At 34.4% G+C, this 14,143-nt stretch carries 6 protein-coding genes and 2 pseudogenes; 4 read left to right on the plus strand and 4 right to left on the minus strand.

The genetic code is table 11. The features are described from left to right. Positions 1-108: 108 nt before the first annotated feature. The 4 genes and pseudogenes from MHB51_RS10655 to MHB51_RS10670 form a co-directional block, all read right to left on the minus strand. A complete protein-coding gene (locus MHB51_RS10655; RefSeq protein WP_066170620.1) occupies positions 109-1,194 on the minus strand; it encodes a sugar ABC transporter substrate-binding protein in 1,086 nt (361 codons plus the stop codon). A 328-nt stretch (positions 1,195-1,522) separates the two neighbouring features. Continuing rightward, complete coding sequence (locus tag MHB51_RS10660; RefSeq protein WP_342558126.1) at positions 1,523-2,881, minus strand: FAD-dependent oxidoreductase; 1,359 nt, start codon at positions 2,879-2,881, stop codon at positions 1,523-1,525. 39 nt (positions 2,882-2,920) lie between these two features. Beyond that, complete coding sequence (locus tag MHB51_RS10665; protein WP_342558127.1) at positions 2,921-3,976, minus strand: DUF418 domain-containing protein; 1,056 nt, start codon at positions 3,974-3,976, stop codon at positions 2,921-2,923. A 743-nt stretch (positions 3,977-4,719) separates the two neighbouring features. Next, positions 4,720-5,765 (minus strand): annotated as a pseudogene (locus MHB51_RS10670) (IS3 family transposase); the annotation flags it as partial. 59 nt (positions 5,766-5,824) lie between these two features. Between MHB51_RS10670 and MHB51_RS10675 the strand changes: the two are divergent. From MHB51_RS10675 to MHB51_RS10690, 4 genes and pseudogenes are all read left to right on the plus strand, one after another. Then, positions 5,825-7,204: pseudogene (locus MHB51_RS10675) on the plus strand (IS1182 family transposase). A gap of 454 nt (positions 7,205-7,658) precedes the next feature. Continuing rightward, a complete protein-coding gene (locus MHB51_RS10680; protein WP_342558128.1) occupies positions 7,659-8,528 on the plus strand; it encodes a helix-turn-helix domain-containing protein in 870 nt (289 codons plus the stop codon). A gap of 592 nt (positions 8,529-9,120) precedes the next feature. Next, on the plus strand, positions 9,121-11,769 hold the full coding sequence (locus MHB51_RS10685; protein WP_342558129.1) for a lanthionine synthetase LanC family protein: 2,649 nt from the start codon (positions 9,121-9,123) through the stop codon (positions 11,767-11,769). Continuing rightward, on the plus strand, positions 11,766-13,382 hold the full coding sequence (locus MHB51_RS10690; RefSeq protein ID WP_342558130.1) for an ABC transporter ATP-binding protein: 1,617 nt from the start codon (positions 11,766-11,768) through the stop codon (positions 13,380-13,382). Before MHB51_RS10685 ends, MHB51_RS10690 begins: the two co-directional genes overlap by 4 nt. Positions 13,383-14,143 lie beyond the last annotated feature (761 nt).

Raw genomic sequence — 14,143 nt, forward strand, 5'->3', positions numbered from 1 at the left:
CTCCTTTCTCATTTAAAGAAAGAACGCCTTATTAGTGTAAAGGCGTTTTAATTTATAATTTTCACGCTAAAAAATGTGCCGCGAGCTACTAATTAGCTATTAATTAAGCTATTTAGAGTAGTGTTCACGCAATTTCTCCATCCAATCTTCCTCAAAATCAGACGATTCGCCCCAACCATTAATAATGTCCGCTAAATTGAACATCGTAGTGTCATCCTTTAACTCACTTTGTTTAATTAAATTTGCGGATAAATTATATTCCTCCGGTGTATCTTCGCCAGCTAGCTTTTTCGCCATAATTCTCATATTCATTTTACCGATTAGTGCAGGGTCTACTGCTGCTGTAGAAATCCATTGACTACCATCTTCCTTCATCAAATTAATATCCTGGTTCGATACATCAATGGAAATTAATTTGATGTCGCTACGTTTATTATCAACTAATGATTTGTATGCTCCTTTTGCTAATTCGTCCCATGACCCCCAGACGGCATCCACTGTTCCCGGTGGATATTTTGCTAAAATGGCATTCACTTTAGCGGCAATATCTCCTTGTACATCTTGGAAATTTGTTGGTCCAATTGTTTCGAGCGTTACAATTTCATTTTTATCTTCAAATTCTTTATAAACTTCTTGACGACGATCTAAAGGTGATAGACCGCCAAACCATAGTTTAATTACTTTTACAGGCTCTTCTTTTAATTCAGCAATTTCTTGTAATGACAATCGAGCTAATTCATAATCATCTTGAAAAGTTGCTGTTACTCCTTCATGACCTTTGCCATCTTTTAACGCAACCGTATCAAATAGTGTTACTTTTATCCCTTTCTCCACGGCTGGTTTTATCATGTCGTAAGAATAGTCCTCTTTACCATGCGAAATAATAATTCCGTCATAGTCTTGCATTGTAATTTGCGACACTAACTCTTGGAATTTCGCATCATTATTTTCAACAATATGCGTATCTACTTTAAAACCTAAAGCTTCGCCCTCTTTACGAGCCCCATCTAAAAACTGCTTCGTATGATCATCAGACGCTAAGTTTCTTAATACCGCAATTTTCACACCCTGCACCCCTTCAGGCACACCCTCAATCACTGCATCTCCTTTGGATGATTTACCATCATCGCTACCACATGCAACTAACAATATTCCCGTTAATAACATCATCATAAAAAATGTAAACCTTTTCATTAAAATCCCCCTTAGTCTTATAAAATCCCTTTTGTAAGCTTTAAAGCTTATAGCAATAATATTATCTGAATATTCAAAAGTCAATCATAAAATGTTATTTTTTTTCTTAATAACGTTAATTTTTTTCATATAAATTATTTTTCATGTTAATTTACACAATATTACACCTATTTTTGTTTACTAATTAACAATTTTAATTTTAGACAATATATTAGCAAAACAAAAAAGCCATCCAGAAAATACAATATTTTCTGAACAGCTTTACTTATAATAATATCTATACATGCTCCTGCAATCCCCCATCGCAAGAGAAGGACGTGACCCAAAGTCACTTTTCAGACGCCCCTCCATTAAATTGTGTGAGAATTGTTTGTGTGCCTGGCACCCTCTTTGCAATTTGAAGCAACGGGTCCCATACACCATTAAATGGTGGGGAGTAGGAAAAATCTATATCCAATAAATCGGGCAAAGTCATACCTGCCGCTAATGCTGTTGCAAAAACATCGATGCGCTTATCTACGCCTGCACCGACTGCCTGCAAGCCTAATAACTTTTGCGTATTTTTTTGCACAACCATGCGTAAATGAATAGGCCGCACATTAGGGTAATAACCAGCGATATGGTTTGCTGTATGGGTATACACATCATATGCTATATCAAGCTTGTCTGCATCGTTTGATGTGATGCCAGTCATGCCGATTGCTAAATCAAAGAACTTTAAAATAGCCGTACCTGCCACACCCCTGAAGCGGCTTACCTTATCAGCCATATTAAGCCCCGCAATGCGCCCTTGCTTATTTGCTGTTGTGCCTAGCGCCACATAATCATAATCACCTTTGATATAATTGAAATGTGCCACACAATCGCCCGCGGCATAAACATTTGGTAATGATGTTTGCATATGTTCATTTACGATAATGGCCCCGTTATCCCAACGCTCCAGCTTAGCAGCAAATTCTGTATTTGGCTTGACACCTGTTGCGACAATGACAAGGTCTGTCGGATAACTTCCCTGCTCTGTCACGACAGCTTCAACTGTCTCAGTCCCTATAAAGCCAGTTACTTGCTCATTCAATAGTACTTCTACATTATACTTTTGTGCCTCAGCAAGCACATGCTCAGCCAACTGCTCATCAATCAATGACATAAGCTGCTTCCCTCGATGAATTAAGCGCACTTGTAAATCGCGCGACCTCAATGCTTCTACTACTTCAAGCGCAATGTAGCCCGCCCCTAGCACAGTAACATGACGGGTATGCTGTAAGCTTTCCAATAATTCATTCATTTGGGGAATTGTTTTCACTGTATGAATATTGGCTAAATGTGTCCCTTCCCAATTAGGCATCGTTGGGCTAGCACCCGTAGCAATTAACAATTTATCATACGGTATAGCAAAAGCTTCATCCCGGTACAGCCCCTTCACAATCTGAGCCTCAAAATCAATTTCCTGCACCTCATGCTGAATACGCGCATCAATACCCCGCTTTCGGAACTCCAATGCCGAGCGTGCAATTAAATTATTTGGTGAAGAAATGCGCCCGTCAATTACATACGGTAGCCCACATTGTCCGTATGAATAAATTTCTCCACGCTCAAGTGTTGTAATTTCTGCATCATCGACATTGCGCAAAATTTCCATCGCCGCACTCATTCCCGCAGCATCCCCACCAACAATAACATACTTCATCGCAATCACTCCCTTTACCCCATCATACATGAATTGCAACTAAATTGTGTCTAAATTGTTTGAGTGCCTGGCACCCGTACTTTTTCCGGTCATCCAGCGCCATAATTTCTCCATTGGTCCCATCTTGAAAAACTTGAAATAAACTACGCTAAATCCAATTTGGATAGCAAAGACCATTGGTGCAATGATCATAATATCCTTCGAATTTACAACTTCCAGACCCATAACCGAGATAATGGCTAAAGCAATAAAGCTTTGTGCGATATAATTCGTTAAAGCCATTCGCCCAACTTTCGCGATAGGCTGACATAGCCTTACAGCAGTTGGATTCGAGAAAATCCAAAATAATAAAATTAAATAGCAATACGTAATCGGCACTGTTCCTAGTGCCATAATTTGCATTAGATTTCCGTTATTCCCTTCAGATGCAAACCAAATCCATAGCATGCTACCCACCGCAAACGGCAACAGCCCAATAAATAAAAGCTTTAACTGCTTCACTTCTTTTACGTTTTGAATCCAGCCTGCCTTTGATACGTAGAAACCAGATAAAAACATTATGAATACAATCATTGAATCATTACTGAAAATGCTTGGCACGGCTGAATCTGTAGTAGGTACAAAAAGCGGTAGTGCTGTTGCAACAATTTGAAGTGTGATTAAACCTATTAACCAACTGCGAATCGTGTTTAAACCCGCTTTATAAAATGGCAGTAATAAAAGGCCTATCACCGCATAAAAAACTAAAATTGAGCCCCAGAAAATAAATATATGCACGATTCCGATTAATAACAATGCAAGTAAACGTCTTACAAAGCGCCATCTCGGTTTATCCCCGCGTGCCTCGGCACGCGATGCAAAAATATAAAACCCTACCCCAAATAAAAACGAGAATATCGAGTAAAATTTCTTTTCTACAAAAACATTGATTAATGAATCAATCGTTTGATTAATGCCTGTAAAATCAGGCATTGGACCACCCTCAACTAATACTTGGTAGCCTGCGATATTAATAAATAAAATGCCAAACAATGCAAAGCCTCGAATAATATCGAGGGCTTGAATTCTTTCTTTCGGTGTCACAGACGATTGCATTTATGAACAGCTCCTTCTTTTGAAATATCCGTCCTAAATGTAACGTGTGTACCTTACGTCTATTTAATGGCAAGCTTACAAAAACCTTAAGTAACGAATAAGCCATCATGCCAGTTCAACTAGACCCTCCCAAGCGCAAATTCTTCAATTGATTCTTTCTAGCAGACCGCTGGACCAAACTGTGTAATCAAAAATGCTGTGGTTGAAATCTTTTTCTTCAATGGCGTAGATAAGCATATCATCCAAGCTGTTATGAAAGAGTTAAGTTAAAATGAAACACGACCTTACACATATGCAAAATATTTATATTGTTTGTGGGAAAATGGATATGCGTAAAGGGATAGACGGTCTAGCAATCTTATTTAGAACTTTTTTGAAATGGATTCTTTTAGTGACTCAATATTTTTATTTTCAAGTACAAATAAGTGTCGCTTTAAGTGTCTATATTTCGACGGTGATGGCTTTTGGATCTACGTCAAGTTTCCGAACACATTCTGCCTAAGTCTTTTCTTGGGCATCATCCTGAATGGATTGTTCCACATCCCAAGTAACCCGTCAAATGCTCTTTTCACTTAGACGAGCTACTTGGAATGTATAGCGAAAAAGATATGGATGTCGCCAAACAAAAATGTTGGGATGGGTATTTCCAACACCCACGTTTTCGCCGTGGCACGACAGATTTTTTCAAAGGCATCAGATGATAAATAGCCGATGCTCCCATGAATTCGCGTGCGATTGTACTAGCCTTCAATGTAGCAGAACAGAGCGATACGAGCGATCTCAAAATTGGCGGAGCGTGTGCGATAAATTTCTTCTTTTTTCAAGGTTGCGTGAAATGATTCAATACACGCATTATCATACGGACAACATTCCGACTATAGGAAGGTGTGATGCCATGTCGCTCTAACTTCTTACAAAAATCTTCACTTGTAAATTGCGTCCCTAAATCGGAATGCAAAATTAAGCCTGGTGCGGGCTGCTACGTTTTCAAGCGCGTCTAAAACAGGGTCCACCGTCATCCAACGACCCAATTTATAACCCACAATCTTTTTCGTGTGTAAATCTTGTACCGACGCCAAATAGCACCAGCCATCTTGAACTGTGTGGATATATGTAATATCCGCCACCCACTTTTCATTGATGGTTTCGGTTGTAAAGTCCTGTTCGAGCACGTTTTCACGTTCTTCCACGTGACCACTAGATGAGGTCGGTTTGTACTTTTTTACAATGTTCGAACGGATGCCTGCGTGTTTCATAATGCGCTGAACGCGATCAATGCTACCTGTATAACCTTCTTGTGTTAAGAGAGCGAAGATTTTCGGTGCCCCGTACCGTCCACCACTATCTGCGTGGATGGCACGAATGCGCACTAAATGCTTCTCGTTGGCGACATGATAGCTGTTAGGCTTCTTATGAAATGATTGATAATACGTACTTTTAGGCAGCTTTAATACGCGACACATCAGTTGAACAGGCTGATGCTCGCTTTCTTTTTCAATGTGATCGATGAGTTCTTGGTCGTCTATTTTTGCGCGAATATGGTCATAGCCTTTTTTAGGATTTCTACCTCTTGCTTCAAGCGTAGATTTTCCTTTTGAATCGCAGTAACTTCAGCTGCCGTTAACTCATTTGTCCCTTCAATCGGAGAATGAAGTTTAATCCATTTATAAATTGTTACCTCTGATACACCATATTCGCTTGATAGTTGATTGACCGAAGTGCCAGAGCGATAAAGGAGGGCACTGAAAAAATCCAAATATTTAACGCATTCACTCCAATAGAACTCCATTCGAGTGAATGAGTTTTTAATTCGTCATATAATAAAGTAAAGTTAGAAGTGATGCGAGGATGATTTCTAAACAAGAAACATTGAATTTAAGTCCTTATATGGCACTGTACGATTTAATTATTCCAAAAGATAATCTGCTCCGTCAGATGAATGAATTAGTGGATTTTTCTTTTATCCTGGACGAACTCAAATTAAAGTATTGTTTAGATAACGGTCGTAATGCAGTCCCACCCATCCGTATATTCAAATATTTACTACTTAAAAGCAGTTTATGATTTATCTGATGCAGATTTGGTTGAACGCTCAAAATATGATCTGTCGTTTAAATATTTTTTAGAAATGGCGCCTGAGGAAGATGTCATCGATTCAAGTTCACTGACAAAATTCCGTCACCTACGTTTACAGGATATGAATTTACTTGATTTACCCATTCAAAAAACGGTGGAAATCACCTTAGAAAAAGGACTACTTCTAAGTAAAATGATTATTGTCGATGCAACGTACACGAAAGCTCGTTATCATCAAAAATCACCGAAAGAGTTTTTACAAGAAAAATCGAAAAACGTACGTAAAGCGGTCTATCAGTTAGAAGTTGAAATGACTGGGAAATTCCCTGCGAAACCAACATCTAATGAAATTGAAGAAGAATTAGAATACTGTCGCGAAATCATTAAAGTCGCAGAAACACAATCGAAGGTTGCACAAATTCCAGCTGTAAAAGAAAAGGTGAATGTATTAAAAGAAGTCATTGAAGATTTCGAAGACCAATTAAGCGATTCGAATGATGCAGATGCGCGTGTAGGACACAAATCAGCGGACTCTTCTTTCTTTGGCTATAAAACGCATATTGTGATGAGTGATGAACGGATTATTACAGCGGCGATTGTAACAACAGGTGAAAAAAGCAATGGGCACTACCTACAAGAATTAATTGAGAAGAGTAAAGAAACAGGCATGGAAATTGAAACAGTGATTGGGGATACAGCTTATTCAGGATAAGATAATTTAGATTATACAAAACCACAAAATCTAAAATTAGTTTCAAAATTAAATCTCATCATTACAAACGGCAATGGGCAACCAGAGATCGAGTTTGATTACAATAAAGATGTAGGAATGTTTGTTTGTCCAGCAGGACATCTAGCTACTCGAAAAGCACGCACTGATAAAAAAGAGCAGGCGCGAAAAGTAAAACCTATAGTGTCACGATTCACTCCAAACTTCATCAGGATCAAGCCGTGTTTCAGGAAATGGAGGAATTTAAGGCACTTGCGAAAAATCGCTATAAAATTGAAGCAAAAATAGTGAATTGAAGAACCCCCTATGGTTTTAAAACAGCAAGATCGGCGGGTTTATTTAGTATGGAAATTCAAGGAGCCACAACCATCTTCGCCGTCAATTTAAAACGAATACCAAAGCTCCTAAACAAAAAACAGTAAGAAATAGACAAAGAAACAAGGTCCATTCTATTCAAAATCGAACAGAATAGACCTTGTTTTACACATGCTTCTTAAATTGAAAAGTGATAGTTTTTCAGTGCCTTCCGATAAAGCTCCACCACTGTTTGTTTGAACTCTTGATTATACTTTTTTTAACTCATTTCGGACACGTCCTCTCATATAAGTTATTTTACTAACCTAGCCTGAGTATGTCCATGACTCTCTATTATCTCCAACACATGTGTATTATTTTAAATAAAAAGTCTATCTATCATAGTATCCGGCTCTCCACCTATGACTATTAATATACCTAAACTTAAAATTAAAATTGGTAAAATAATTATCTTTTTCATATAAACACCTCCATAATAAATACAAAAGCTCAATTTAATTGTAAAATAGAAATATATAAACCTAAGAAAAATGTCATATATTAAAATATTCAGGAGGAAATATGGAAAACTTAGGATTCATTTTTAGAAATTTAAGATTAGATAGAAATTACTCTTTATCAGAAGTATCCGAAGGTATTTTAAGCCCATCTTTTCTTTCAAAATTTGAAAGAGGTGATTCAGATATCTCACTTTCTAAATTCTACTTACTATTAGAGAGATTAAACATAACAATGGATGAATTTTTATTTATCTCGAATGATTATCGCCCAACACAAATGGAGGTATTAATGCGAAATGTTCGGGTGGCATATGAGAATAATAATCTTACACTATTACTCAAATTAGAACAGGTTGAAATAGAAAAATTGAAGAAGTACAATTTCAAAAGCTATGAATATAATGCTATTATGATTAGGGCTCTAGCTCATAATCTAGATAAGAAAGTTGAAATGAAAAATACAGATATTGAGTCACTAAACAATTATCTATTTAGTATTGAAAATTGGGGTTTATACGAGTTAATGCTATTTGGTAATTCAATGAGCATTCTGTCAATTGATTCTATTATTACTTTCTCTAAAGAAATTCTAAATAAAACTCAAATGTATAGAAGTATTAAGAAAAACAAAGAACACTTAGTAAGAGTTCTGTTAAACATTATTGTTTCTTGTATAGAGTTAAATAGAACAACAAGTATATCATATTTTATCACTTCTGCTGAAAAAATAATTGAGCGAAGCGATCTCTACTTTGAAAAAATAAAATTACTATATTTAACTGGAATATATAAAATTATTATAGGAAATAGTCCACTTGGGGTTTCAATGTGCAAGAAAGCAATACAAATTATGTATGATTTAAATGATATTAATACAGCAAATAATCATGAAGAATATTTAAAAGGAAAATTGAGGAATTTTCAAATATGACATAATTTACACTATTTCGATATTACCGATTAAACTAAATTTATACAATAGAGGAGGTGCAAAATATGAATTTATTAGACCTACAAAAAATGGAGGTTTCTACAGCTTTTAATAATGAGGTGTCACCATTTGGCTCATGTGTATTTAATAGCTGTAACGGTCCAACTCCAACACGTGTTTAAAAAAAGTCTGGGACAAAAAGAAAAAATGTTAGATTCACATATAAGTGATCTAACATTTTTTAGTTTAGATGGTCTCATTTAACTCGCCGAAGTGAAAATTATTATCTATTTTCTCTCTTTTCAAAATAATTGAGTTCTGTTCCAGCCTCTTTATTTCATTACTTATATACAAAAATTAGCAGATTAATTTTTTACGTATTAAAGCAAGTAAAGAATTGATACCAGGTAGCAAATAAACATAAGTAATATAGAGGGAAGGTGGAGGGTTCTCCAAATATGACAAAACTCATATTATATCTGAGGGATTGTGAGTAAATTAAATTTATAAAAGCAAAGATTTCTTCATTTTTGCTCAAGTTTGGCGATTGCTCTGTAAAAGTCATCATTAAAGATCAAAGGGGTGCTATGAAATGTTACCAGTGAAATACTCTAATCATTTTGGAGCTTTTAAGAATAACACATTATTTTATCTAATAGATAACCATTTTGAACATCGAAAAGATAGTTTTATAAATTTAATTAATCTCGATGAAGACAATGTAACTATTTATACTAAAAAACCATGGACTTTAATTTTCTTTAATAGAAATGGCTCTAATCAAAAATCAGCTGGGTGGAAAATACACATTTCTTCAACGATTGGTAATCATGAAGAAGTGTTTAAGGTTGTAGCTAATTATTGTGTCGAAAATGAAATAAATTTCAAATTCACAGCAGATATAGAGAAATTTAGAGAAATCAATGATAAGGCCACTCCACGAGTCAGTCACGGAAAATTCATTGTTTTATACCCTACTGAAGATACTCTGTTAACAGTATTAGAAGATTTGTACCAAAAAACAAAGAATTTTGAAGGGCCATATATACTTACTGACAAACCTTATAAGGATTCAAAAATCTTGTTCTATCGATATGGTGAAATTAATCCAATCAGAAGTATTTCTGAAAGGGGGACAATAGAAACATTTATCACAAACAATGAAAACAAATTAGTCCAAGATATGCGAGTACCCTATTATCGAATTCCAGAATGGGTTGAAGACCTAGTTGTCCCTCAAGTAAATACTGAAAAACAAAAAGATTCTGTGTTTTTATCAAAATACACCCCTCAAGAAGCTTTGCAATTTTCCTCTAGCGGAGGGATATATATTGTAAAGGATCAGGATGAAAAGCAATGGATTGCAATAGAAGCTAGACAATATTCAGCTTTAGATCAAACAGATATGTATGCTCTCGAAAGACTAGAGAGACAAAAAAATTTTTTGATTAAATTAGAAAAAACTAAAATAACTCCGAAATTTGATGATTTTATTTTAGAACATGGAAATGGTTATTTAATAGAAGAAAGAATCGAAGGTATATCTTTAAGGGAATACACATACTTAAATAATCCTCTTATCAGTCTAGAGAAAGATGTATCTAAAATAAAAAAATATTACGAGAATATACTTGACATACTCAATCAATTGGTTAAAAAAATAAGTATTATTCATGAACACGGTATAGTCATTTATGATATTTCAGACGCAAATGTTATGTTAGAGGAAAAGGAAGATGGTTCATTTAATGTTAGAATAATTGATTTAGAACATTCTATGTATATTGATGAAACAAAAGAATCAGAAGTATATACATTGGGATATCGTTCTAAAGAGAAAGATATAGTGAAAAGAGATTTAGATAAAATAATGCTATTAGGTATGGTTATGATATATCCCATAAATAACCTGTATGAATTAGATGAAACTAAAAAAATTGCATTGTTGGAATGGGCTCAAGAAAAAGTACCTTATTTACTTGATGAATATCTAGAAATCCTATTAAATCATTTCAAAAACCAGGGCTTAATTAGTCATAGAAGTAAATTGTCTACGAAATATAAAAAATCCGATTTATTAGAACTTACAAATTCAATATATGATTTATTTGATTTTTCCACAAAAGATAAAGGCTATTATATCCCAGCAGATCCACATATTTTTAATACGAATCCTTTCAGCATTAGTCATGGAATATATGGGGTATTATTTGGGATTTATCAAACATGTGAAAATTTAGATGAGCCAACTTCGATTCTATTAGAAGAAATAAGCTTAGAAATTTTTGAAAAAGAATTTGCTAGTATTAAAAATCTGCCAACAAGCTTGCTAATGGGAAGCTCCGGGATAGTAGTCTATTTATTAAATTTAGGTTTTATAAAAGAAGCTCAAAGCTTATACAAGGAAGTATCTGCACAACCCGTACCAATATTAAATGATTTGTTTTACGGTAAAGCTGGATTAGTTATTATGCATCTGTATTACTGGATAAAAACAAATCACATGGAAGCAAAAGAAAAAGCGATGGAGTTAGCAGACCAGTTGATAGTTGCAGAGGAATTAGATTATTTAGGACTTTATGAAGGAAAAGCTGGAGTATCTCTTTCTTTATTATTAACTTACATCGTAACAGAAGAAAAAAGATATTTAGAAGCGTCGGAAACAATATTAAAAGAAGTTTTACATATGCTCTATACTAATAACATTGGAAATATAACAATTAACAGAAAGAAAATAAGTAGTGGTACAACCGTAGAGTCCGCTTTTTTATATAATGGACTTTCTGGGGTTGGAATGTTATTAATTCTATTTTATCGTACAACAAGTAATCCGGAGTATAAAGTTCTCCTTGATGAGATTGTATTAGGTTTAGAGCATAAGGTTCAATATTTCCCTGGTTTAATGAGAGGACTCGCAGGATTAACGGACTTTTTAATCTCATATCATCAATTAGATGAAAAGAATTCTCAGATGTTTGGCAGTATAGAAAATCAGATTTCATCATTTAGACTCTTCGAAGTATTCAGTGATTCCGAAGATAAATTGATAGGTTTTCCTGGTGAGCAATTACTTAAGGTTTCTCATGATTTTTATACAGGATCAATAGGAATTATTTCTGTTATTAGTAGATGGGTATCGTACATTAACAGCGAAAAGAATACTACTAGTACTGATATAGTTCTGACTATAGCAGAAGAATTACTAAATCACCAAAAACAAAAGGTAGAGATAGTACAATGAAATTCATTATAAAATACGGGAGTATTAAGTATGTAGTTTTTGTTTTCATTGGTTTGATTGTTTCGTCCATAGAAGGTTTTCTATTACCTCAGACCATACGACTAGTTATTGGCGGGTTGGAAAACGGAGTAATGCATGAATTCGTTTTCGGGATAGGATTTGGGATCGTCGGATTCCTCTTTCTTGGTATAGGTGCATATTTTTACCAATATAGTATAGCGAAATTACTGAAAAACTTTAATATGAGTGTAACATCTTCAGTTTATGAACACCATGTCCAAACATATCAAAAAGGTTCCCTGACTAGCTCATCAGATGTACTTTCTTTTATTCAAAATGATATTAAGTTATTAGAAAGTAATTATATAATGGCCTGGATTACAGCAGTTCAAACTATTTTTTTAGCTGTTGTAGCGAGTGGATATATTTTGTCTATTAATCCTATGCTAGGTCTAGTTTTTATCGTATTCGCTTTGCTTACGATGATTTCTCCAAAGCTATATCAAAAGAAAATTGAAAACAGCGCTAAAAATTGGAGCAAGGCTAACGAAGAGTTCACAAAGGAATTAACTGAAGATATTAAAGGTATTGAAACCATTATTGGTTATCAGCGTGAGCAAACATTCTTTAATAGATTAAAAGATAGTATTGCTAATGCACAAGATAAAAATATTAAGATGACTATGGCACAAGCAGTAGCAAGTTTAACTGCATATGTTTCATCCCATATATTAAGCTTAATTCCATTCTTTATAGGCGGGCTCTTTGTGTTTAATGGCTCGCTAGAAGTTGCTGCATTAGTAGCTGTGTTCATAGCAAGCGATCGCATTGCTAACCCACTCTCTGTGGCTGCACAAAGTATTAACAAACTGTCAACGACAATTGATATACGTAAAAAACTCATGAAAATTGAAGAGGAAAATAAAGCATATAAACAAACAGAGAATTTTTCTAAGGAGAGTATTCTTCCAATTGAAATTCAAGAAGGTACCCTAGAATTCGAAAGTAAATTAGTATTAGATGGTATAAATTTAGAAATCCAAACTGGAGAGAAGGTACTACTACTTGGTGAGTCAGGATCTGGTAAAACAAGCATTCTGAATTTAATTCAAAAACATACCCTCCTAACAGATGGAATGGTAAAGTATGGTGGTAAAAGCGAGCGCGATATACGTGATATTAAGCAAAATATTAGTTATATTCGTCAAACGCCCATGATATTTAATGATACTCTAGAATTCAACCTCAAATTAGGCGAAGACTTTGAAACGGAAGACTTGTATCTAGCAATTAAATTATCTGGTTTGTCGACTGTCGTCCAAGAAAGAGGACTTGATTTTATACTCGGTGAAAATGGTCAAAATCTATCCGGTGGACAGAATCAACGAGTTGAAATTGCAAGAGCCATCATGAGAAAACGCGAGTTGTTAATCGCGGATGAAGTAACGGCCGCACTCGATAACGAAACTGCTAAAGGTATTCACAATACCTTATTTAGTTTACCTCAAGCAATTATTGAAGTTAGTCATCATATTAGTGAAGAGGATTTTTCTAATTATGACTGTGTATACCAAATCGAAAATAGAAAAGTAAAATTCATAACTTATAATTAGTTTATAAAACGAAATTTGCTTAATAAAATCAATCAAATTGAAACGACAGCTAAAGTTAGACACAGTTATTTTTATAGACAGCTTGAATAAAGAGGCTGGGACATAACTCTATTATTTCGAAAAATGCCGAAAATAGATAACAACTTTTTCGCTTCAAAGAGTTAAATAGTCCTTTTTAAATCAAAAAAATGTTAGACCGCAACCTACTTGGTCTAACATTTTTTCTTTTTGTCCCAGCCTCTTTTAATTTCCTCATAATTTATGATGCATTGGAGTAATTGGTACATATTACCAATGATAATTTAAAATGCTCGCTCTCTTTAATTCTTTTAAATAAAGGAATTAAAATTTCATAATGCTAAAGTAATTTTCTATAACAGATTTGACATGACAATGCCTTTTACGAAATATGCTCTATAAAATAGCTTTTGATTCTATAACACAGCATTTTTCCAATTGATAATTTATCAACCTGAACTAAATGCATCAGAAGGTGTATTATTCTGGTGAATAACCCGAATTCTTATTCCGACATGACTTATTTGAATCAATAGCAACCTCAAAGGTTACAAAAGATTCATACCGCAAAACTTTAGATATAACGGTATAATCCCCAGATAATAACAAATAAAACAAGTAGATTGAAATATATAGTCACATACCAGAGTATTAACTTTTTATATTATGTAAATACTAAAACATAATGGTTCTTACACATTTTTGGCGATACTATCTATTTATCATTTTTTGGTATAATAATT

Origin of the sequence: Metasolibacillus sp. FSL K6-0083 (genome assembly GCF_038630865.1) — a bacterium.
In the GTDB taxonomy this organism is placed as follows: domain Bacteria; phylum Bacillota; class Bacilli; order Bacillales_A; family Planococcaceae; genus Metasolibacillus; species Metasolibacillus fluoroglycofenilyticus.